General features: G+C 74.5%; 20 protein-coding genes. 10 read left to right on the top strand and 10 right to left on the bottom strand.

Annotated elements, in window-relative coordinates; translation table 11 throughout:
* Position 1: 1 nt before the first annotated feature.
* Positions 2-658: a GNAT family N-acetyltransferase gene (locus IEZ00_RS02605; protein WP_189221384.1), complete on the bottom strand. Its 657-nt coding sequence runs from the start codon at positions 656-658 to the stop codon at positions 2-4.
* Positions 659-758: 100 nt separating this feature from the next.
* Between IEZ00_RS02605 and IEZ00_RS02600 the strand changes: the two genes are divergently transcribed.
* Entirely contained in the window at positions 759-1,607 is an 849-nt protein-coding gene (locus IEZ00_RS02600; protein WP_189221383.1) for an exodeoxyribonuclease III, read from the top strand.
* 82 nt (positions 1,608-1,689) lie between these two features.
* Here the strand turns inward: IEZ00_RS02600 and IEZ00_RS02595 are convergent, their stop codons facing one another.
* Both IEZ00_RS02595 and IEZ00_RS02590 read right to left on the bottom strand, forming a co-directional pair.
* Positions 1,690-3,891, bottom strand: coding sequence for a carboxypeptidase-like regulatory domain-containing protein (locus IEZ00_RS02595; protein ID WP_189221382.1), 2,202 nt, complete (start codon positions 3,889-3,891; stop codon positions 1,690-1,692).
* A gap of 135 nt (positions 3,892-4,026) precedes the next feature.
* The gene (locus IEZ00_RS02590; protein WP_189221381.1) at positions 4,027-4,833 is read right to left on the bottom strand and encodes a serine hydrolase domain-containing protein; all 807 of its coding nucleotides are present in this window, start codon (positions 4,831-4,833) and stop codon (positions 4,027-4,029) included.
* A gap of 17 nt (positions 4,834-4,850) precedes the next feature.
* Here IEZ00_RS02590 and IEZ00_RS02585 point away from each other — a divergent pair, with 17 nt between their 5' ends.
* The gene (locus tag IEZ00_RS02585) at positions 4,851-5,756 is read left to right on the top strand and encodes a ribonuclease Z (RefSeq protein WP_189221380.1); all 906 of its coding nucleotides are present in this window, start codon (positions 4,851-4,853) and stop codon (positions 5,754-5,756) included.
* Here IEZ00_RS02585 and IEZ00_RS02580 read toward each other — a convergent pair.
* Positions 5,739-6,581, bottom strand: a complete 843-nt coding sequence (locus IEZ00_RS02580; RefSeq protein ID WP_189221379.1) for an NAD-dependent epimerase/dehydratase family protein — start codon at positions 6,579-6,581, stop codon at positions 5,739-5,741. The two genes, IEZ00_RS02585 and IEZ00_RS02580, sit on opposite strands and share 18 nt — an antisense overlap.
* A gap of 117 nt (positions 6,582-6,698) precedes the next feature.
* On the opposite strand from IEZ00_RS02580, the gene IEZ00_RS02575 reads away from it, so the two are divergent.
* Together IEZ00_RS02575 and IEZ00_RS02570 are read left to right on the top strand one after the other, a co-directional pair.
* Entirely contained in the window at positions 6,699-6,911 is a 213-nt protein-coding gene (locus IEZ00_RS02575; RefSeq protein WP_189221378.1) for a hypothetical protein, read from the top strand.
* A 139-nt stretch (positions 6,912-7,050) separates the two neighbouring features.
* Positions 7,051-8,481, top strand: coding sequence for an ATP-grasp domain-containing protein (locus IEZ00_RS02570; RefSeq protein ID WP_189221377.1), 1,431 nt, complete (start codon positions 7,051-7,053; stop codon positions 8,479-8,481).
* Here the strand turns inward: IEZ00_RS02570 and IEZ00_RS02565 are convergent.
* Positions 8,471-9,238, bottom strand: coding sequence for a hypothetical protein (locus IEZ00_RS02565; protein WP_189221376.1), 768 nt, complete (start codon positions 9,236-9,238; stop codon positions 8,471-8,473). The two genes, IEZ00_RS02570 and IEZ00_RS02565, sit on opposite strands and share 11 nt — an antisense overlap.
* Before the next feature lie 82 nt (positions 9,239-9,320).
* Between IEZ00_RS02565 and IEZ00_RS02560 the strand changes: the two genes are divergently transcribed.
* The 3 genes from IEZ00_RS02560 (at position 9,321) to IEZ00_RS02550 (ending at position 12,881) form a co-directional block, all read left to right on the top strand.
* Positions 9,321-10,535 (top strand): DNA cytosine methyltransferase, encoded by a 1,215-nt coding sequence (locus tag IEZ00_RS02560; protein ID WP_189221375.1) that lies wholly within the window; start codon positions 9,321-9,323, stop codon positions 10,533-10,535.
* Between the two features lie 378 nt (positions 10,536-10,913).
* Complete coding sequence (locus tag IEZ00_RS02555) at positions 10,914-12,143, top strand: thioester domain-containing protein (protein WP_189221374.1); 1,230 nt, start codon at positions 10,914-10,916, stop codon at positions 12,141-12,143.
* A gap of 114 nt (positions 12,144-12,257) precedes the next feature.
* Complete coding sequence (locus tag IEZ00_RS02550; RefSeq protein ID WP_189221373.1) at positions 12,258-12,881, top strand: putative glycolipid-binding domain-containing protein; 624 nt, start codon at positions 12,258-12,260, stop codon at positions 12,879-12,881.
* A gap of 410 nt (positions 12,882-13,291) precedes the next feature.
* On the opposite strand, the gene IEZ00_RS02545 is transcribed toward IEZ00_RS02550, so the two are convergent.
* The 5 genes from IEZ00_RS02545 to IEZ00_RS02525 all read right to left on the bottom strand — a co-directional run bounded on the left by IEZ00_RS02545 (position 13,292) and on the right by IEZ00_RS02525 (position 20,449).
* Entirely contained in the window at positions 13,292-14,479 is a 1,188-nt protein-coding gene (locus IEZ00_RS02545; protein ID WP_189221372.1) for a thiolase family protein, read from the bottom strand.
* Positions 14,480-14,491: 12 nt separating this feature from the next.
* Entirely contained in the window at positions 14,492-16,303 is a 1,812-nt protein-coding gene (locus IEZ00_RS02540) for a hypothetical protein (RefSeq protein WP_189221371.1), read from the bottom strand.
* A 123-nt stretch (positions 16,304-16,426) separates the two neighbouring features.
* On the bottom strand, positions 16,427-18,148 hold the full coding sequence (locus tag IEZ00_RS02535) for a fibronectin type III domain-containing protein (protein WP_189221370.1): 1,722 nt from the start codon (positions 18,146-18,148) through the stop codon (positions 16,427-16,429).
* A gap of 24 nt (positions 18,149-18,172) precedes the next feature.
* Positions 18,173-19,129 carry a prephenate dehydrogenase gene (locus IEZ00_RS02530; RefSeq protein WP_189221369.1) on the bottom strand — a complete coding sequence of 319 codons (957 nt, stop codon included), beginning with the start codon at positions 19,127-19,129 and terminating at the stop codon, positions 18,173-18,175.
* 84 nt (positions 19,130-19,213) lie between these two features.
* On the bottom strand, positions 19,214-20,449 hold the full coding sequence (locus IEZ00_RS02525; protein ID WP_189221368.1) for a M20 metallopeptidase family protein: 1,236 nt from the start codon (positions 20,447-20,449) through the stop codon (positions 19,214-19,216).
* Between the two features lie 89 nt (positions 20,450-20,538).
* Between IEZ00_RS02525 and IEZ00_RS02520 the strand changes: the two genes are divergently transcribed.
* The 3 genes from IEZ00_RS02520 (at position 20,539) to IEZ00_RS02510 (ending at position 22,102) form a co-directional block, all read left to right on the top strand.
* Positions 20,539-21,027 carry a tRNA adenosine deaminase-associated protein gene (locus IEZ00_RS02520; RefSeq protein WP_189221367.1) on the top strand — a complete coding sequence of 163 codons (489 nt, stop codon included), beginning with the start codon at positions 20,539-20,541 and terminating at the stop codon, positions 21,025-21,027.
* Positions 21,028-21,038: 11 nt separating this feature from the next.
* Entirely contained in the window at positions 21,039-21,473 is a 435-nt protein-coding gene (locus IEZ00_RS02515) for a nucleoside deaminase (protein ID WP_189221743.1), read from the top strand.
* Positions 21,474-21,538: 65 nt separating this feature from the next.
* Positions 21,539-22,102 (top strand): RNA polymerase sigma factor, encoded by a 564-nt coding sequence (locus tag IEZ00_RS02510; protein WP_373293063.1) that lies wholly within the window; start codon positions 21,539-21,541, stop codon positions 22,100-22,102.
* Positions 22,103-22,111 lie beyond the last annotated feature (9 nt).

Genomic DNA, 22,111 nt, shown 5'->3' with positions numbered 1-22,111 from the left:
CTCAGCCCGTGGGCCGGTCGTCCACCGGCAGGTGGGCGGCGGTGACCGGGGAGGCCACCGACCAACCCACGGACCGGTAGAGCCGCGCCCCCTCCTCGGTGGCCAGCAGCACCGCCCGGCTCGCCCCGCGCTCCACCGCCGCGGCCGCCAGGGAGCGCATCACGACCCGGCCCAGCCCGCGCCGCCGGTGCGCGGGATCGGTGGAGACCTGGTCGACCACGGCCGCCGCGCCCCACACCGCGACCCGCCCGCTGGACGCGGTCGACCCGTCGGCGGCGTGCACCACCGCATCGCACACCGCGCCACCCGGATCGGCGATGACTTCCACCCGGTAAGGCGACGGGACCGTCACGTCCTCGACCCGCAGGTCAACCGTCATGAGGAACTCCGGCGGACTGACCAGCCACGCGGGCGTCAGGTCGGCGATCACCGCGTCCCGCTCCCCGCACACCTTCAACCACGTCCCCGGAGCGGTCAGCGTCCTGGCCCGGTGCGCGACGGTGGCGGTGTCCGGCAGCACGAAGCGCACGCGGTGCACCACCTTCCCCACGTCGATGCGGTAGCCGTCCGGCTCCCGCACCGGGGCGGGCGTGCGGCGGGACAGCGCCCAGCCGTGCACCCACTCCTCGACGGTGGCGGCGGTGGTCGAGGTGCGCATCGCACGATCGTGCCACCGGTGATCGACAGCGGCACGACGACGGACGGGGTTCCGGCGCGTGGACGCGGCGGCCGGCCGCCTGCCGGGATACCGTGCAGCGGTGCGCGTCGCCACGTGGAACGTGAACTCGGTGAAGCAGCGGATGCCCAGGCTCCTGGCGTGGCTGGACGAGCGCGGGCCCGACGTGGTGTGCCTGCAGGAGCTCAAGCTGACCAGTGACGCCTTCGCCGCGCTGCTCGGCGAGGAGCTGGCGGATCGCGGTTACGCCTTCGCCGCGCACGGCCAGCCGCAGTGGAACGGGGTGGCGATCCTGTCCCGCGTCGGCCTGGACGAGGTGACGCTCGGCGTCGAGGGTGCGCCGGGCTTCCCGGACCCGGAGGCGCGGGCGGTGGCCGCGACGTGCGGCGGTGTGCGCGTGCACTCCGTCTACGTGCCCAACGGCCGCGCCGTCGACTCGGACCACTACCACTACAAGCTCGCCTGGCTGGCCGCGCTGCGGGAGGTCGTGCGCGGGGGGCCGCAGGACGTGCTGGTCTGCGGCGACATCAACATCGCCCCGGCCGACGCCGACGTGTACGACCCGGCCGTGTTCGTCGGGCACACCCACGTCACGGCGGCCGAGCGGGCCGCGCTGGCGGAGTTCGGCCTGCGCGACGTGGTCCGCGACCGCTGGCCCGACCAGCGCGTCTTCAGCTACTGGGACTACCGAGGTGGCATGTTCCACCAGGACCTGGGGATGCGCATCGACCTGGTGCTGGCGGCGGAGACCGTGGCGGGGCGGGTGCGGGCGGCGTGGGTCGACCGCAAGGCACGCAAGGGGACCAGCCCCAGCGACCACGCGCCGGTCGTCGTGGACCTGGACGAGGCCCCGGACGGCGACATCGGGCCGGTGGTGCCCCCGCCGTCCGCGCCGCGCACCCGCACCACCCGGAAACCGCCCAGGGATTAGTCCGGGCCCGGTGGGTGTGGCGATCGCGCCGCACCCACCGGGGATCAAGCCCGGCGGACACCCCCCGCGCGGGTGCGGCCGCTCATCGGGTCGGTACGACGGCCGGTCGAAGAACAGCGGCACCTTCCGCCTCGTCCGACTGCGGGCGGACGAGGCGGAACTCGGCGCTCACCTCCTGGTCCGCCTTCACCGTGACGATGCGGTAGAGGTCCGGCGGCGAGATCCAGCCGTCGTCGGTGCCGAACAGGAACAGCTGGTAGTGGCCTGCGGGCACGTCCTCCAGCCGGAACCGGCCGGACGCGTCGGTCTTGCCGTCGACCCACGTCCACGGCATCCCGCCCTCGAAGCCGACTTGGACGTCGGGCAGCTCCTCGCCCTGGTCGAACGCGCCGTCGCCGTCGCGGTCGCCGTAGACCAGCGCCACCGCGTCGCCGGTGCTGTGGGTCATGGCGGCGGAGATGTCGATGACGTTGTCGGACTGGTTGCTGTCGGAGGCGGTGATGGTGGCCTTGAGCCGGACGGTGCCGTTGGGTCGGTAGCTCGGCTGGGTGCCGACCAGCGTGATCACCCGCTCCTCACCCGGCCACAGCTTCGCCGAGGAGGGGGAGCCGCCGTTGGGCAGCAGGTCGCCCCACTGCGCCCGGTCGTAGGACAGCGCCGAGTCGACGTTCTCGATCCGCAGGCCGATCGACTCGCCGAAGCCGGTGCCCACGTTGGCGATCCTCACGGTGGCGCGGATCGGCTCCGCCATGTCGTAGGACGCCTTGTCGAACGAGGCGGTGACCCGGATGTCCGGCGCGTGCCCTGGCTCGGTGACCGCCGGACCGTCCACGACGACGAACCGGGCCTGCACGGTCTGCTCGGGCTTGATCTCGACGACGTGCTCGCCACCGTCCTTGGCGCGGTACGGGCCCAGCACGAGCACCTTGGTGGTCCCGATCGGCAGCTTCGGCATCGACCACCGGCCCGTGCTGTCCGAGAACGCCGTGTAGGTGCGCAAACCGCTGCGCTGGTCGAGAGCGATCAGCTGGGCACCGGCCAGCGGGGTTTCCGCGCCGTTCGCGTCGGCGCGCAGGAGGGTGCCCTCGACGCCGCCGAACGCGCCGGTGACCTCCGCCAGGTCCGAAGAACTGGTGTAGCCCTCGGTGTTCCCGCCGTTGTCGCCGAACCTGCAGGAGACTTCGAGTTGGCCCGCGTTGTAGGCGGCGTCGGGCACCACGTCGGTGACGGTCAGGGACTTGGTCTCGCCCGGTGCCAGGTCGACGCCGGGACCGTCGGGGTTCAGCGGGGCCCAGCCGGGCCCCGGGGGTGCCGAGCTCCACGGGTAGCACACCGCGACCACGCGGGTGAGCGGCTTGGCGCCGGTGTTGGTCAGCGTGACCTGGAGGGTGACCGGGTCGGTGCGGCGGTAGCTGTCGCGGTCCAGCGCCACCGACGACCGCAGCACCTCCGAGACCGGCGGCACGGCGGGGATGGCGAGGTTGGTCGTCTCGCCCGCCCGCACGGTGAACTCGCTGGAGCCGGGTTGGACCACGAGGGTGGAGCTGGGGAAGTAGAGCCGGTAGCGGCCGGTCGGCGCGTCGGTGAAGCGGAACTCGCCGCTGCTGCCGGTCCGGGCGCCCCGCAGGGCGAAGGGCGCACCGCCGGTGGCCTGGACGCTCAAGCCGGACAGCGCCTCGCCGCTGTCGGGCTGCCCGTTGCCGTTGTGGTCGGTGTAGACCACGCCGGAGACGGTGCCGCGACCTTGGGGCACCTGCGCGGTGACCTTCGCGCGGTTGTCGCTCGGCGTCGGGTCCACCGCGGGATGCTGCTGGTACCCGTCGGAGACGTGCACCTCGAACTCGGCGGTGCTGCTGTCCGCGGCGATCTGCTTGACCACCAGTTGGATGGTCAGCCGCTCGCCGGGTGCCAGGCTCGGGCCGGGGAGGCGGCGTAGCTGCTCGCCGCCGGACTCGAGCGAGACGTTGCCACTGGTGGTGAAGCGGATGTCGGTGGCGGGAGCGGCACCCTTGTTCTCGACGGTGACCGTGAGGTTCATGGTCGACTCGGGCGCGTACTCGGCCCGCTCGAAGGCGGCGGTGACCTTCAGGTCCGCCACCTGGGGCACGGCTTCGGCCGCGACCCGCTCGGGCTGGGCGGTGGTCGGTGCGGTGGTCGGTGCGGTGGTCTCCTGCGCCCAGGCCATCGGGCCGCTGAGCGCGACCGAGAGCGCTAAGGCGCTCGCGATCGCGATCCGGGGCGTGCGGGATCTCGCGCCGTCGCGGCGCGCGGAAGTGTCGGACAAGAGAGGTTTCCCCCCGTTGAGGTCCGCCCGCCCGGAGTGCCGGCGTCCCTCGAGCCGCCGCCGAGCAGGGCTTTTGGTGATACGTGAAAAACGTACACGATCACCGGGGTCGCCCACAGGGGGAACTTCGGGCGCTCAGCCCAGCTCGGCCAGCACCCCGTCGGTGAACGGTGGCCAGGCCGCGACGGCCCACTCGCCGAACGGCCGGTCGGCCAGCGCCACGCAGGCCGCCCCCACCGCCGGGTCCACCCACAGGAACGTGCCGCTCTGCCCGAAGTGGCCGAACGTGCGCGGGGAGCTGCCCGCGCCGGTCCAGTGCGGCGACTTGTCCGACTTGATCTCGAAGCCCAGCCCCCAGTCGTTGTGGCGCTGCGAGCCGTACCCCGGCAGCACCCCCTTCAGGCCGGGGAACTGCACCGAGGTCGCCTCGGCGACCAGCTCGGCGGAGACCAGCCGGGGCGACTGCACCTCGGCGGCGAAGCGCAGCAGGTCCGACACCGTGGACACGGCGCCCGCGGCGGGGGAGCCGGTCAGCGCGGTGGAGGTCATGCCCAGCGGGGCGAGCACGGCTTCGGTCAGGTAGTCGGCGAACGGGATCTCGGTGGCCGACTCGACGAACGCGGCCATCACCTCGAAGCCGGTGTTGGAGTAGATCCGCCGCTCGCCGGGCGGGGCCTGGACCTTGTCCGAGTCGAACGCCAGGCCGGAGGTGTGCGCGATCAGGTGCCGCAGGGTGGCCGGGCCCACCGGCTGGTCCCACTCCACCGCGCCCTCCTCGACGGCCACCAGCACCGCGTAGGCGGTGAGCGGCTTGGTCACCGAGGCCAGGGGGAAGCGCCGCTCCACGTCGCCGAAGGTGCCCAGCACCCGGCCGTCGGCGGACACCACGCCGGTGGCCGCGTTCTCGACCGGCCACCGGGACACCGCGCGCAAGCTCTGCATGGCGCAAACTCTGCCACGTGTCCACCCGAGAGCTGGTCGTGCTCGGCACCGCGAGCCAGGTTCCCACGCGCACCCGCAACCACAACGGCTACCTGCTGCGCTGGGACGGCGAGGGTTTCCTGTTCGACCCCGGTGACGGCGCGCAGCGGCAGCTGCTGCTGGCCGGGGTGGCGGCGGGCGACATCACCCGGATCTGCCTGACGCACTTCCACGGCGACCACTGCCTGGGCGTGCCGGGCGTGGTGCAGCGGATGTCGCTGGACCGGGTGCCGCACCCGGTGCACGCGCACTACCCGGCGTCGGGGGCGCACTTCTTCCAGCGGCTGCGGCACGCCAGCTCCTTCCACGACGTGGTGGACGTCCGCGAGGTGCCGGTGGCGCGCGACGGGGTGGTGGCCGAGGGCGGGTTCGGCGTGCTGGAGGCGCGTGCGCTGGACCACCCGCTGGAGACCTTCGGGTACCGGCTGGTCGAGCCGGACGGCAGGCGGATGGTGCCGGAGCTGCTGGCGCGGCACGGCATCAGCGGCCCTCGGGTGCGGCAGGTGCTGGAGGAGGGCGGGCCGCTGCTGGCGGCGGTCAGCGAGCCGCGCCCCGGCCAGCGCTTCGCGTTCGTCATGGACACCCGGCTGTGCGACGGGGTGTTCGAGCTGGCCGACCGGGCGGACATGCTGGTCATCGAGTCCACCTACTTGCACGCGGACGAGCGCCTGGCCGTCGAGCACGGCCACCTGACCGCCCGGCAGGCCGCGCGGGTGGCCGCCGAGTGCGGGGTGCGCACGCTGGTGCTGACGCACTTCTCCCAGCGCTACGCCGATCCCGGCGCTTTCCGCGCGGAAGCGGAGGAGGTGTTCGGCGGGGAGGTGGTGGTGGCGGCCGACCTCGACCGGGTCCGGGTGCCGCGCAGGTCACCCGGCGGGCGGTGAGGCGGCGCTGGCCCACTGGTCGCGCACCAGCTCGTCCAGGTCGGACTCCACCGGCCGCCAGCCCAGCGCGCGCAGCCTGGCGGTGTCCGCGCGCAGCACCCGCGCCTCGCCGGGGTGCGCGGGGCGGCGGCGGACGGCGGGCGGCCTGCCGCTGACCCGCTCCACCGCGCCGAGCACGTCGGCCACGCTGGCCGGGGTGGCGCCCACGTTGTAGACCGCGTGCCCCTCCCGGCAGCGCTCCAGCACCAGCGCGAACGCCCGCGCCACGTCCCGCACGTGCACGAAGTCGCGCACCGCCGAGCCGTCGCCGTAGACCTCCAGCGACGGCAGCCTGCCCGCGGCCACCTCGCACGCCCTGGTGACGATCCGGGTGTCGTCGCGGTCGCCGCCGCCCGCGACGTTGAACAGGCGCAGCACCGCGCCCGCCCGCGCCGCCCAGGCCACCGCGTCCTCGGCGGCGGCTTTCGAGGCGGCGTAAGGGCTGGCGGGGTCGCGGGGGGTGTCCTCGGTGAGCACGCCGGTGCGGGAGGTGCCGTAGACGGCGGCGGTCGAGGCGAGCAGGAACACCGGGGGCCGGGCGCGCAGCAGGTTGAGAGTGCCGCCCACGTTGACGTCGTAGTGCTCCACCGGCCGTTCGAACGATTCGCGGACGCGGGCGCGTGCGGCCAGGTGGACCACCGCGTCCGCACCGCGCACCGCCGCCTCGGCGGCCCGGGCGTCCCGCACGTCGCCGGTGAACGGCACCACCTCGTGGCCGGAGAACGCCAGTTGAGCGGCCACCGCCCGGCCGACGTACCCGGACGCGCCGGTGACCAGTACTCGCATGGCCGACATCCCAGCACGGCACCGTCCGATCAGGACGCGGCACTCTGGCAAAAAATGGCCCTAAAGGTGGTGACGCGCCACGCCGATACAACCCGAGTGAGTTACCCGCAGCCAGCCATGCACAAGAGCATTGAGGGCGCTCTCGCCGAGCACGCCGAGCGGGAGGCCAAGCGCAGGCGGTTCCTGGAGAGAGCCGCCGCGGTGGTCACCACCGCTCCTTCGTCGGTGGACGACACGCTGCTCAGCCTGTCCCTGCCGTACCCGAAGCGGAAGGGCGACAGCGCCTTCCTGCACCGCGTCGACCAGGTCCTGCGCGACGCCGCTCGCTGATCCCCGCGAGCCGTCGGCAAGTTTCATCCGGTTCGTTGCCGGACCGTGCTAGGCCGACGCGCAGGGGTGCCTCTACAGTGCGTGGCACCCGGCGCTCGCCGGTGCTCTCGTCTGCTTCTCGTAAAGCGAGTCCTCGGCGATGGATCATGTCCTTTCCGCGCTTCGAGCGCGCCTCGGCACGTTGTTCGGCGACCGCCTGGTCGTCCTGGCGGGCGGCACGCGGCTGAGCAGCCGCGTCCAGGAGCTGCACCAGCTCGGCGCCCGACATGCGCTCGTGCTCTCCACGGACGACCACGCGCCGCTGCACGACTCGGAGGTGGCCCGCTGGGTGCCGCTGGGCATCGGCGGCGGGTTCGTCGCGACCGAGCAGAACCGGCTGACCCGGATGCTGACCTCGCCCGACCGCCGCGTCCGCGAGCTGCTGGACGAGTTCGACCCGGCGGGCCGGGCGCTGGTGATCAGCACCCCCTACGCCCAGGTGCCCGAGTTCGCGGGCAGGCCGGTGCTCAACGCCCGCCGCCCCGAGTGGGTGGACCTGGAGAACAAGACCACCATCGACGCGCTGTGGGACGAGCTGTCCGCGCCGCGCGCCCCCGCCGAGGTGCTGGGCCTGGACCTCGACGGGCTGTGGGAGGCCACCCTGCGGCTGGACCGGGGCGCGGGCGTGGTCTGGTCCGGCGACGGCCCGGCGATCAACGGCGGCGCGAACTTCGTGCGGCGGGTGCGCGACCGGGAGGAGGCCGCGGACGCCTTCCGGGTGCTGGCGGCCAAGTGCGAGTTCGTCCGGGTGATGCCGTTCCTGGAGGGCATCCCGGTCAGCGTGCACGGCATCGTGTTCCCGGACGGCACCGCCGTGCTGCGGCCGGTGGAGATGGTGGTGCCGCGCCGCCGGGGCTCCGCCCGGTTCCTCTACGCGGGCTGCGCGTCCTACTACGACCCGCCCGCCCGCATCCGCGAGGAGATGCGCAACCTGGCCCGCCGCGTCGGCGAGCGGCTGCGCGAGACCGTCGGCTACCGCGGCACGTTCACCCTCGACGGCATCGCCACCGCGGACGGGTTCCTGCCCACCGAGATCAACACCCGCTACGGCGGGGCGATGGTGTGCTTCGAGGACGCGCTGCCGCAGCTGCCGCTGGCGCTGGCGCAGGTGGCCCTGGTCGCCGGGCACGACCTGGGCGTGTCGTCGCGGGAGTTCGAGGAGCTGCTGGTGGCCGCGGCGGACGCCTACCGGCACGGCTCGGTGGGCGCGAACGTGCGCGCGGTGCACCCGACCGAGGTCGTCGAGCGGCCGGTGGTGTTCACCGAGTGGGCCTGCCGGTTCGCCCACCCCGAGGAGGTCCCGCAGGGCACCCTGCGGCTGCGCCCCTCGCCCCTGGGCGCCCGCCTGGAGCTGGACCTGGTCGCCGACCAGCTGCCCTTCGGCCGCCCGGCGGCCCCGCTGACCGTGGCCGCCTTCGCGCTGGCCGACCGGGAGTGGGGCACCGCGCTGGGTCCCCTGGAACCCGCCGTGCCGATCCCCGACGACACCCCCATCGCCCCGGTGGTGGAGCTCGACGCCGTCACCGCGTGACCCGCGCCCGCTCCCCGTACACGCTCAGGTAGGCGTAGCGGTAGCCCATCAGCTGGAGGGTGACCTCGTGGGGCTGGTTGGGCGGGTAAGCGCCTTCCTCGTAGTCGCGCAGCACGTCGGGGTGGCCCTGGGCGATGGCGTAGACCCAGCCCTCGTCGGTGGGCCAGCCGTTGACCAGGTGCAGCGCGACGGCGGCGGCGTCGGCCAGCGGCTCGGGGAAGGTGCCCGCGAAGACGATGTCCCGCGCCACGTCGGCGACGTGGCGCGGGACCACTTCGGGCACCGCGACGGCCAGCGCCACCGAGCAGGCCACCCGCGCGCCGCCCAGCGCCTCGAACACCTTGGGGGCGCCCTTGGCCACGGCGTAGCGGGTCTGGGTGATCCAGTCCGGTGGCCGCCGGGGCAGCTCGCGGCCCAGCGGGTTCCACCGCCGCCAGGTGCGCCTGCCGTCCTCGGTGAACCCGGCTCCGGCCAGGGCCAGCGCGGCGAGCAGGAAGATCACCCGGTCGCGGCTGTCCGGGGGGACCTTGTAGCTGGCCCCGAGCTCGACCAGGAACGGCACGGCCCACGCGCTGGCCTCGGAGACGGTGTCCTCGTCCAGCAGCCGCGCGGCCAGCCGGTCGCACGCGCCCTGGTCGCCCTCGGCCGCGCCGCGCAGCTCGTCGTCCACACCGGACCCGCCGGACAGCTCGTGCCACGGCACGTCCTCCAAGCCGCGCAACGGGTCCGGCCGTTGCCAGGCGGGTGGCAGCTCCATGCCGGGCAAGCTACGTGATGCGCCGCCCGACCGGGTCGACCGTGACGAGGTGTCGTCACATGTCCACCGTACGATCACCGCCGTGCGCGGATCCCCCTACAAGGTCGTCGACCTGTTCTCCGGTGCGGGCGGCATGAGCCTCGGCTTCCAGGCGCACCGCGACTTCACCGTGGTCGGCGCCGCCGACGCCCAGGTGGGCAAGCCGTCGTCGCCGCTGGGGTCGTTGCGCTGCAACGGGATCTACCGCGACAACATCGGCGTCGACCCGCTGCAGGTGGACCTGGGCCGGATCGACCCCGGGGTGCTGCGCGAGGTGTGGGGGCTGCGGCGGGGCGAGCTGGACGTGCTGGTGGCCTGCCCGCCGTGCTCGGGGTTCACCCGGATCACCGCGGCCAACCACCTGCGCGACGACCCGCGCAACTCGCTGGTGGGCCGGGTGGCCGCGTTCGTGGCCGAGCTGCGGCCCAAGGTGATGCTGCTGGAGAACGCGCGCGAGCTGGTGAAGGGCAAGCAGCGCCACCACCTGGAGGGCTTGGCCGAGCAGCTGGTAGCGCTCGGCTACGAGGTGGACGCCAGTTCGCACATGCTGTCCCGGTTCGGCCTGCCGCAGCTGCGCGAGCGCGCCGTGGTGGTGGCGGTGGACGGGGGGCTGCCGCTGCGCACGATGGCGGACCTGTGGCGCGGCTGGGAGGTGCGGCCCTCGGCGGTGACCGTGCGGCGGGCGATCGGCAAGCTGCCGCCGGTGGAGGCGGGCCGGGCGCACCCGGAGGACCCGATGCACGTCTCGCCGTCGTTCCGCCGGGACCGGACCATGGACCGGATGCGCGCGATCCCGGCCGACGGCGGCTCGTGGGCGGACCTGGTGGGCTCGCCGGAGACCGAGGTCCTGCTCAACCCGGCGCAGCGCAAGATCATCGAGGCGGGCCGGTGGGGGTCGCACCCCGACGTCTACGGGCGGATGTGGTGGGACGAGCCCGCGCGCACCATCAAGCGGGAGTGCGCGCACGTGGGCAACGGCCGGTACGCCCACCCGGAGCAGCACCGGTTGTGCACGGTGCGGGAGATGGCGCTGCTGCAGGGCTTCCCGCGCCGGTTCCGGTTCGACGTGTCGGTGCTGGGCAACGCCTACCGCCACCTGGGCGACGCGGTGCCGCCGCTGATCTCCTACCAGCTGGCCTCGCTGGTGCGGTGGATGCTGTCCGGGGTGCCGCCCACGGCCAAGGACCTGTGCCTGCCGGGGACCTCGTTGCGGGTGGGGGACATCCGACCGGTGGTGCCCTCCGGGTTGGTCGCCTAGATCACTTTTGCATAACAGTACGATTTCGGATCATGCTCCACTGGTCGGGGGGTGGCCCGGCTTCCCGGCGTTGATCTGCGGAAACGCCCTCAGGGAAGGTGGGGTATGTCCAGTTCGCTGAAGTCCGAACTGGACTCCTCGCGGTGGATTCGCCGGGCCGGAATTCGTCCACAGTGGATGGTGGTAGCGAATTTGCGCAGGTAGAACCGCCGAAAATTGATGGGTTGACCACCGCTGAACGGGGTACCCCAGTCGGATATCGTTCCGCCGATTCCTGTCGATTTGGTGTCGGAGCCCCTGCGCGGAGGCCCACCGAACGGCACGGACCGCCGCCTTGACTACACCAACGGGCTACCCTCGCGAGCCTCAAGGAGACACATGGCATCCCGGAACTTGACGCGGATCGGGGCTGCGATCCTCGGCGCCTCCCTGGCAATGGCGCCCGCCGCCCTGCCCGCGTTCGCGGACACCGTCAAGGTCGAGCCCGACCGCGGTGCGGGCGAGAACGGCCTCACCGTCAACCTGGACGACCGGGGCAAGCACAAGTCCGAGGGCACCAGCCTCATCGGCCTGAAGATCACCGAGGGCGCCGCCGACACCCGCGCCCGCGCCTACTGCGTCGAGCTGCCCACCCCGCTCAAGGACGGCACCCCGCTGTCCGAGGTGCCCTGGGACCAGCACCCGAACGAGCAGACGAAGTTCAAGCAGAACAGCAAGTTCGTCAACTGGATCCTGCACAACAGCTACCCGCAGGTGAAGCCGTCCGTGCTGGGCGAGAAGACCGGCAAGGACATCGACGCCAAGGAGGCCATCACGGCCACCCAGGCGGCGATCTGGCACTACACCGACGGCGCCGTGCTGCGCGAGGACGCCACCGACAAGGACAAGAAGACCGACGAGGACGTCTTCGCGGTCTACAAGTACCTGACCGGCGCCGCCAACACCGGCATCGACCAGGAGCCCAGCCCGACCCTGAGCGTCGCCCCCGAGTCGCTCAGCGGCAAGGCCGGTGAGCTGATCGGCCCGTTCACCGTGACCACCACGGCGGACAAGGTCGTGCTCAAGGCCGACCTGCCCCAGGGCGTCAAGCTGACCGACAAGAACGGCACCGAGCTGGCCACCGCCAAGGAAGGCGAGTTCGCCGCGCAGGCCGACGTCAAGACCGGCGAGGTCTACGTCAGCGTCGCCCAGGGCACCAAGCCCGGCAAGGTCGAGTTCAGCGTCGAGGCCAACGCCGAGCTGCGCCACGGCCGCCTGTTCGTCAGCAGCGACCGGAACAAGAAGACCCAGTCGCTGATCATCGCCACCCCGTCCAAGGTCAAGGTCGAGGTCGGCGCCAAGGCGGACTGGGCCGAGGCCGTGGTGCCGACCACCACCACGACCACCGAGGCGACCACCACCACGACGGCCCCGGCCACCACGACGACCGAGGCGACCACCAGCACGGCGCCCACCACCACGACGACCACCGCGGTCGCCGGTGGCGGTGAGAACGACGACCTGGCCTCGACCGGCGCGTCGATCTTCGTGCCGCTGCTGATCGGCCTGGGCCTGGTCGGCGCCGGTGCCGCCACGATCATCGTGATGCGCCGCCGCAAGACCGCGTAACACCGCAGCACCACCGCGAACGGCCCCCTCGGGAGTCCTGAGGGGGCCGTTTCGCTGTCACTGGGGACGCCGGGAGCCTTCGGGTACCCTGCGTCGGGAGTGCGAAGGAGCACCATGAACTCGTTCAACACGGCTGAGCGGGTCGCCCCCGGCGGGGAGGCCCGCTCTCCTCTCGCGCACATGGTCACGTGGCAGGGCTACGCCGTGCCGCGGCTGGAGCAGGTCCGCGTGCTGGTCTCGGAGCGCAAGCTGCGCGCCTCCGGCAGGCTCGTCGCGGCCGGACCCGAGGAGCAGTTCAGCGGGTCGTTCGAGCTGTCCATCGGCGAGACCGGCGCGGTGTCGCGGCTGCTGCTGCGCTCGGCGACGGTGTCCGAGGAGCGGCACCTCTCGCTGAGCCGGTCCTCCGAGGGCGCGTGGCTGGTCGACCGGGGCCAGGGCGCCGAGCGGGCGGACTTCGACGGGGCCATCGACGTCGACGTGCAGTACGCCGTCATGTTCAACTCCATCCCCATCCGGCGGCTCAACCTGCACCGCGAGCCCGCCGAGCACGAGCTGCCGGTGGTCCACGTCAGCCTGCCCGACCTGTCGGTGCGGCTGGTGCGGCAGAGCTACCGGACCGTGTCGGTGGGGGAGGAGCACTCGGTGGTGTCGTTCACCAGCGGGGAGTTCCAGGAGGACATCACGGTCGACGCCGAGGGCCTGGTGGTCGACTACCCGAGGGTCGCGCAGCGCATCTGATCACCGCATCGGGCGAGCAAACGCTTGCGCGCCCGGTTCCGGTCAACGTCGCGCCTACGGCTCCGCTGACAGCGCGAAGCCCTGGCTCCCGCCGTCCGACGGGCCTACCAGGGCTCACTTCCTCGGTCGAGCGACCTCGGCTGCCACCGAACCCAGCCCACCGCCCCACCTCGTCGAGATCACCTGACTGGGTAGGTGACCATCTGTGTGCGGGGACGGTGAACTCGGGCATCCGCGATCCGGCGAGAGCGCGAGACCAGGGCGTCCGTCGTCCGGCGGGAGCCTGCCCTGGTCCACTTCCTCGACCTAGCGGTCTCGGCTGTCGCCGAATTTAGCCCACTCACCCGCCTCACCGAGATCGCTCGACCGGGCGAATGGCGGTCCGCGAAAGGGGTCGGACGCGACCGGCGTCAGACGCGGACGGCGATGGCCATGCCCTGGCCCACGCCGACGCACGCCGCCGCGATGCCCAGCCCGCCGCCGCGCGCCCGCAGGTGCCTGCACAGGTCGACCACCACGCGCGGCATCGACGCCCCCAGCGGGTGCCCGTACGCGATCGCCCCGCCGTGCACGTTGACCTTCTCCCGGTCCACCTCGGGCAGGTGGTGCAGCACCGACAGCGCCATCGCCGCGAACGCCTCGTTGAGCTCCCACAGGTCGACGTCCTCGGCGGAGACCTTCAGCCGCGCCAGCAGCTTGCGGATCGCGGCCACCGGCGCGAGGGTGAACCGGTGCGGCTCGTCGGCGGTCACCGCGCTGCCCAGCACCTCGCCCAGCGGGGCCAGGCCCAGCTCCGAGGCCACCGCCTCGGTGCCCATCAGGATCGCCGCCGCGCCGTCGTTGAGCGGTGACGAGTTGCCCGCCGTCACCGGGCCGCCTTCGGTGAACGCCGACTTGAGCTTGGCCAGCTTCTCCGCGCTGGTCTCCGGCCGCACCGACTCGTCCCGCCGCACCGCCGTCCCGTCCGGCAGCTGCACCGGGAACGCGAAGCCGTCGTGCACGCCCGCGTCCCACGCCGCCGAGGCGCGGCGGTGCGAGCGCAGCGCGTAGGCGTCCATCCGCTCGCGGGTGATGCCCAGCTCCACCGCCACCTGCTCGGCCGCGCGGCCCAGCGGCACCGTCCAGCGGTCCGGCATCCGCGGGTTCACCAGCCGCCAGCCCAGCGCGGTGGACACCGATTCCATCCGTTCGGGGAACGCCTGATCGGGGCGCGGCACGACGAACGGGGCCCGGCTCATGCCCTCCACGCCGCCCGCGACGAGCAGGTCCGCGTCACCCATGGCCAGCGCCCGCGCCGCCTGCACCACCGCTTCGCCGCCGGAGGCGCACAGCCGGTTGACCGCCACGCCGGGCACGGTCGGCGGCAGGCCCGCCAGCAGCGCGGCCATCCGGCCCACGTCGCGGTTCTCCTCGCCCGCGCCGTTGGTGTTGCCCAGCAGCACGTCGTCCACCCGCGCCGGGTCCAGCGCGGGCTGGTGCCTGCGCAGCAGCTCGGTGATCGGCAGCGCGGCCAGGTCGTCGACGCGCACCCCGGACAGTCCACCGCGGTAGCGGCCGAACGGGGTCCGGGCGGCGTCGAGGATCAGCGGGCGGCGCATGGGGCCATTTTGTCACCGGCCGATGAAGAACGGCACGAAAGCCGAGGTGGGGCGGGTCTCACCGGAACTGCCGAACAGCCGCACCTCGATCATGTGCGGCCCCTCGGCCAGACCGCCGGTGTTCAGCGCCAGCCGGTAGCGCCCGGCCACGCCCGGTCCGTCCGCGTCGGTGGGCACGGCGGCCACCCGGTCGCCGTCCAGCCACAGGGTGAACCCGGCCAGCCCGGCGACGCCCGTGGCGCGCTGGCCCGCCGTGCCGTCCAGCGCCAGGTCCAGCACCAGCCTGCCGGGCCGCACCGGGGTTCCGCCGGGCACCGGCTGCCCGGCCGCGTCCAGCACCGCGCCGACGACCCTGGCGGGCGCGGTCTCGGCGGGCGGCAGCGGATCGACCGGCGGGGCGGTCGCGGGCCGCGCGCCGGGGGCCGGGGTGAGCTCCAGGTCCAGGTGGGTGGGCCTGCTGCGGAACGGGGTGGGCACGGCCACCTCCAGCGCGCCGCCCGCCTTCTGCCGCAGCAGGTCCGGGGGCAGGTCGGCGACCAGCGGGTAGCCGGTGTCGGGCCGCCACGGCGTGCCCGGCACGGCGGGGCGCAGCGGCACCGACGCGCCCGCCACCAGCGCGGTGAGCTCCGGCGGCGTCGTCGGCTCCTCGAAGTGCAGCAGGGTCAGCCGCAGCTGCCCGCCCGCCACCCCGTCGACCGGCTCGGTGTCGGCCGTGTCGGGCTGCTCCCCGACCACGACCAGCCGGGGCGGGACCACGGTGGGCGGCGCTTCGGCGCGTGCGCTGTCGAACGCCACGCGGTCCACGTGCACGCGCTGCCCGGTCGGTCCGGACACCGACAGCAGCGCCGTCGCCTCGCGCCACCGGGGCACGACCGGGCTCTCCGCGACCGCCTCGCCGTCCAGCAGCACGCGCACGCCGTCGCGGCGCAGCACCACCTCCCAGCGGTGGGTGATCCCCGGTTCCAGCGCGGGCAGCTCGCGCAGCGCCCGCGTCGACGCGCCTTCGGGGACCAGGACGTCCACGGACGTGCCGCTGCCGCCGGTGGCCACGCGCACCCGCAGGGCGTCGGGCGGCAGCGCCTCGCCGCTGACCGAGGTCACCGGGCCGGGCACCAGGTCCACGGACAGCTCGCCGTCCGCGCCGGGCGCGTCGGTCTCCGCCGCGAACCGGCCCAGCACGTCCGCGTCGTGCAGCGCGAACGGGGTGCGCGAGCGCAGCGCCACCGCGGCCGCCGCGCAGGAGCTGCTGATCACCAGCCTGCGGCCGTCGTCGCCCGCGCCCGGACCGGTCCGGGCGCAACCGGGCGCGGCGGCGACCCGCCAGCGGGTCGGGTCCGGCGCGGTGGGCTGGTCGAACCGCTCCACCAGCCAGTAGTCGTCCAGGGGCTCCTCGCGCGGGGTGCCGGAGGCCCGCACGGGCTCGGAGCGCAGGCCGAAGGCGTCGACCGCGCGCACCTCGACGCGGTGCGCCACCCCGTTCTCCAGGCCGTCCAGCTGCACCGAGGACAGCCCGACCAGCCGGGTGCGGTCCAGCTCCTCGCCCGCGCCCCAGCGGACCTCGTAGCCGGGCGCGTCACCGCTCCAGCGCACCCGCAGCCGCTGCCCGCCCGCCTCGACCCGGACCTCCCGGGGCGGCTGCGGCGGTGTGCCCGCGGTGGGCAGCAGCACGCCTTCGGCGGCGAACGGCGCGAGCGAGGTGGGCGGCGGGGCGGACGTGCCGCTCGTGGTGGCGGGGGTGTCGGCCCCGGTGCCGCGCAGGACCGCGACCACGCCGGTGAACAGCACCGCGCCCGCGGCGAGCGCGGCGATCCGTCGACGGTCCATGCCCCCAAGCTAGGTCGCCGGGTGATCGCGGTCACCACCCCGTTGCGCACCCGAGACCTGTGCGAGCCCCGCCGGGTAGTAGGCAGCTGCCCGCTCGGCGCCACCGGGTGGTACTTGCAGGCGCTACAGGGGGCGGATCTGGAAGTCCTCTTCCGCCAGGCGGGTCTCCAGCCGCCGGTCGACCGGCACCGCGCGGACGGCGACCCGGTGACCGCCGGTCGACAGCCCGCCCAGGTCCAGGGTGAACACGTGCCGCCCGCCCACCGCCCCGCCGGTGGGGACGGCGGCGACCCGCTCGCCGTCCAGGTCGACCTCCACGCCGTCGACGGCGGCGATCTCGCCACCGCGCGGCGCGGTCAGCTCGACCACCACCTCGGCCCGGCCGGACCGCTGGGTCACCGCGGTCACGGGCTCGGGCGCGCGCGGACCGGGGGTCTCGCGTTCGAGCAGCCGGGGCAGCGGGCGCACCGCGTCCGGCCCGTCCGACACCACCAGGTGCGACCGCAGCACCCCCACCCCGTCGCCGAGCACCCGGACCTGCGCGCCGCCCGGCGCGGGCAGCGGGAAGTCCGCGTGCACGAGGGTGCCGAACATGTCGGTGCCCACGACCCGCGCGGGCGCCGACCGGTCGCCGAACCGGACGGTGAGCCGGGCGCCCGCCGCGGCCCCGACCGCGGCGACCACCCGCACCGACGTGCCGCCCGCCAGCCGCTCGGCGGGGACGTGGCCCAGTGACACGGCGTCGTCGCCGTCCGGGGTGCCGGGGCCCAGCAGCACCAGCGACGACGCCTCGGCAGGCGCGGGGACGCCGCCCACGCCGAAGCTGTCGACCTGGGTGAACCTGCTGCCGCGGAACGCCAGCCGGGCGCGGGCGGCGGTCCACGGCACGGCCACCGGGGCCGCCGCCACCACCTCGCCGTCGACCAGCGCGACCAGCGCGTCCGGCAGCACCCGCAGCTCCCAGCGGTGCCGCACCCCGCTCACCGGGGGCCGGACCTGGCCGGTCACCGGCACCCGGCGGGTCGTCGCGGGCACGCCCTCGCCGGTGGTGAAGCCCGCCGCGCGCTCGCCGACGCGCAGGGCGACCGCGCCCGGCGGCAGCGGGTCGGTCAGCGGACCGGAGTCGTGGAACGGCTCGGGCAGCAGCGCCACGACGATCTCGCCCGCGTCGCGGACAGCGCCCAGCCCGGAGGGGCCGTCGGTGGTCAGCACCACCCGCGCCACCGCGCCGTCCGGGTGCGGCGGGGACAGCCGCACCGGCACGTTGGACTGCAGGTCCACCCGGTCGCAGGTGATCCGCAACCGCTTGTCGGCGGCCCCGGTCAGCCCCAGGCAGTCGGCCACGCCGTCGTCGAGCACCCGCCAGCGGCGCGGGGCCAGCGCCTCCGGGCCGTCGAACCGGTCGACCGGGTGCACCAGCGGGTCCGCCCAGCTCACGTCGTGCGCCAGCCGGGGCACCGCCTCGGCGGTGGCGGGCGCGGAGCGCCTGCCCAGCGGGTCCAGCGCGCGCACCTCGACCCGCACGTCCGCGTTCGGGGGCAGGCCGGTCAGCTCGGTCTCGGTGGCCCGCACCAGCCGCACCCGGTCGGCCCAGCGCACCTCGTAGCCGCCGGTGGCGGTGCCGCGCCAGCCCACCCGCAGACTGGTCAGGTCCAGCGCGGTCAACGCCAGGTCGGTGGGGGTGGCGGGGGAGCCCTCGTCGGTGCTGTGGCCGACGCCCTCGGCGAGGAAGTGCGCGAAGGGCCCGTCGGGCGGTGGCGGCGCGGACTCCTGGCGCAGCACCGCGATGGTGCCGCCGAGCAGGGCGACCCCGGCGACCACGGCGACGAACCCGCGTCGGTCCACGCCCCGACCCTACGAGATCCGCCCCTACGCGGTCTGCGCCCGCACGGTGGTGCCGTCGAACCCGACCACCCGCCCGCCGCGCGACCCCAGGGCGCGCAGCGCCTCCAGCGCCCGAGGCGAACCCAGGTCCACGGTCACCTCGGTCAGCTCGGCGCGCTGCCGCTCCACCAGCGCCGCGCGGGCCGCGTGACCGGCGTCGATGGTCTTGGCCAGGCCGCCGGTGGAGGCCAGCGACCCGCGCGCCGCGCCCAGCCTGCCCAGCGCGTCGTCCACCGCGGCCAGCAGCGCGACCCGGTTGCCCTCGCACATCGCGCGGACCAGCTCCGGGCGGGTGCCCGCCACCCTGGTGCCGTCGCCGAAGGACCCGGCGGCCAGCGCCAGCGCCAGCGGGCCGCCGTCCGCGCCGACGCTGGCCAGCACCGCGGCCAGCAGGTGCGGCAGGTGCGACACGCGCGCCACCGCCGCGTCGTGCTCGGCCGCCGTGGTCGGCACGACGTGCGCACCCGCGTCCAGCGCCAGCCGCAGCACGTCGCCCAGCACCTCCAGGTCCGCGTCGTCCTCGGCGGTGACCACCCACGCCGCGCCCGCGAACAGCCCGGCCTCGCCCGCCGCCCAGCCCGAGTCCGCGCTGCCCGCCATCGGGTGCCCGCCGACGTAGCGGGCGCTGGGCGCGCTGCGCCGCACCAGGTCGGCCACCGGCCCCTTCACGCTCACCACGTCGGTCAGCCGCACGTCCGGCGGCAGCCTGCGCAGCACCTCCTCCACGGCGGGCAGCGGCACCGCCAGCACCACCAGCGCGTCGGACTCCCGCGCCCGGCCCAGCGCCTCGGCCAGGTCGACCACGTCGAAGCCGTCCGCGCCCGCCAGCCCGGCGTCCTCGGCCGACGCCGTGGCGCCCCAGGCCGTCCGCCCGGCCGCGACCGCGGCGCGCAGCACCGAGCCGCCGATCAACCCCAGTCCGACCACGCACACGTCTCGCACGGGGCACATCCTGCCGGCGGAACCGATCACCGGTGCGGGACGGCGCGGCGCGGGTCCGGTGCCGCGCCTGCCCGCACGGCCCGCTCAGCGCAGCGCGTCCAGCGCGAACGCCGTGTAGACGATCACGCCGTGCTCCATCGCGGCCTCGTCGAACAGCACGCGGCTGGAGTGGTTCGGCTCGGCCTTCGCCAGTTCCACGCCGCGCGGGCAGGCGCCCAGGAACGCGATCGCGCCGGGCACCTCGCGCAGCACGTAGGAGAAGTCCTCGGCACCCATCAGCGGGTCCTCCATCGGCGCGACCCACCGCGAGCCCAGCGCCGCCGCGGTCACCTCCAGCACGCGCGGGGCGACCACCTCGTCGTTCACCGTCACCGGGTAGCCGGGGACGACCTCCACCCGCGCCGCGCAGCCGTGCGCGGCGGCGACGTGCTGGCACACCTGCTTGAGCTCCCGGCGCACCAGCTGCCTGGTCTCCTCCGACAGCGTGCGGATGGTGCCCTCCAGCAGCGCCGTCTCCGGGATGATGTTGTTCGTCGTGCCCGCCTTGATGTGGCCGACCGTGACCACCGCCGGGTGGTGCACGCTGACCCGCCGGGCGACCATCGTCTGCAGCGCGCCGACCATCGCCGCGGCGGGCGGCACCGGGTCGATCGCGTCGTGCGGCATCCCGCCGTGACCACCGCGCCCGGTCACCGTCACCTTGAACGTGTCCGCCGACGCCATCGCCGGGCCCGGCCGCGACACCACCACGCCCGACTGCAGGGTCGAGGTGATGTGCAGGGCGAACGCCTTCTCCACCGGCGCGCCCGCCGCGCCCAGCAGGCCCTCCTCCAGCATGTACCGCGCGCCGTGGTGGCCCTCCTCGCCGGGCTGGAACATGAACACCACCTGCCCCGACAGCGCGTCGCGGCGCGAGCACAGCAGCCGCGCCGCCGAGGCGAGCATCGCCACGTGCGTGTCGTGGCCGCAGGCGTGCATCGACCCCTCCACCTCGGAGGCGTAGGCCAGGCCGGTCTCCTCCCGCAGCGGCAGCGCGTCCATGTCGCCGCGCAGCAGCACGGTCGGCCCCGGCCGCGCCCCGCGCAGCACCGCCACCACCGAGGAGGTCGACTTGCCCGTGGTCACCTCCAGGGGCAGGCCCTCCAGCGCGTGCAGCACGGCGGCCTGCGTCGCGGGCAGGCGCAAGCCCTGCTCGGGGTGCTTGTGCAGCAGTCGCCGCAGGGCCACTGTCCTGGGCTGCAGCGCCCTGGCCGCCTCCACCAGCCCGGTGAAGCGGGGGTCCGACGCGGTGGTCTGCACGTGCGGGAGAGTTGCGCTCATCCATCGATAGTGGCATCCGCCGCACCCCGACGCCCGCGTCCGCGGCCCCCGTGCTACCGGGTGTGGTCCGGTGGCCCTACGGTGTTCACATGGCGGAGCAGGAGCCGGTCAACGGCTTCGCGGTCGCGGTGGTCCGGGAGGACGGCCGCTGGCGGTGCAGCAGGATGGACAGCGCCGCGCTGTCCGAGCTCGACGCGGCCATCACACAGCTGCGTCAACTGCGCTCCACCGGGGCGGTCTTCGGACTGCTGGCGGTGGACGACGAGTTCTTCATCATCCTCAGACCGGTGCCGGGCGGCGTGTCGCTGCTGCTGTCCGACGCGGCCGCGGCGCTGGACTACGACATCGCCGCCGACGTGCTCGACCTCCTGCGGGTGGACCCGCCCGACGAGGAGGACGACGAGCTGTGGCCGGAGGGCGACCTGGCGGTGCTGGCCGATCTCGGGATGCCGCAGCACGAGCTGCAGGTCATCGTGGACGAGGTGGACCTCTACCCGGACGAGCAGCTGCAGATGATCGCGCAGCGGTGCGGCTTCGGCGAGGAGTTCACCAAGCTGCTGGACACCATCCAGGCGTGACCGACGAGGAGATGGTCTCCGCGGCCGTCCAAGCCGCCCGCCTGGCCCCGGAGACCGGCGACATCCCCATCGGCGCGGTCGTGTTCGGCCCCGACGGCGCGGAGCTGGCCCGCGCCTGCAACGCCAGGGAAGCCCTCGGCGACCCCACCGCGCACGCCGAGGTGCTGGCCCTGCGCCAGGCCGCCGCGGTGTTCGGCGACAGCTGGCGGCTGACCGGCTGCACCCTCGCGGTCACCGTGGAACCGTGCACCATGTGCGCGGGCGCGCTGGTGCTGGCGCGGGTGTCGCGGGTGGTGTTCGGCGCGTGGGAACCCCGCACCGGCGCGGTGGGCTCGCTGTGGGACGTGGTGCGCGACCGCAGGCTCAACCACCGGCCCGAGGTGGTCGGCGGGGTGCTGGAAGAGCGCTGCGCGGCACTGATGAAGGACTTCTTCGCCGAGCTGTGAGCCGCACCCGCACGGGTGATGCCGTCGCACGGCGCTCCCGTGCGCCCGCTGCCACGATGAGCCGGGTGGAGATCGCGGACGCCGAGCTGGTCAGCAGCGCCGTCCGAGGTGACCGCGCCGCGTTCGAGCTGCTGGTGGACCGGTTCTCCGGGCGGGTGCTCGGCATGGCGCTGCGGATGCTGGGCGACCGCGCGGACGCCGAGGACGTGACCCAGGAGGTGTTCGTCACGGCCTGGTGCGGGCTGTCCGCCCTGACCGAGCCCGCCGCCGTGCGCACCTGGCTGTTCCGGGTGGCGCACCGGCAGTGCCTGGCCGTGCTGCGCAGCCGCGCGGGCAGGCGCACCGACCCCGCCGCCGAACTGCCCGACTGGGGCGCCACCCCGGTCGGCGCGGGCGTCGTCCCGCGCGACCCCGAGCGCAGCGCCGAGGCGCTCGCGGCGCTGGAGGCGCTGTGGCGGGCGCTGCGCGGCCTGCCCCCGGCGCAGCGCGCCGTGTGGCTGCTGGCCGAGCTGGACGGCCTGTCCTACGCCGAGATCGCGGACGCGCTCGGCACCACCGAGGAGTCCGTCCGGGGCCGCCTGGCCAGGGCCCGCCACCAGCTCGCGGCGACCATGCGCGCGTGGCGGTGACCCCCGGTT

This window comes from Saccharothrix coeruleofusca, from assembly GCF_014648515.1.
In the GTDB taxonomy this organism is placed as follows: domain Bacteria; phylum Actinomycetota; class Actinomycetes; order Mycobacteriales; family Pseudonocardiaceae; genus Actinosynnema; species Actinosynnema coeruleofuscum.
The sequence above is the reverse complement of the archived record's forward strand: the minus strand, read 5'-3'. Positions and strand labels throughout refer to the sequence as shown.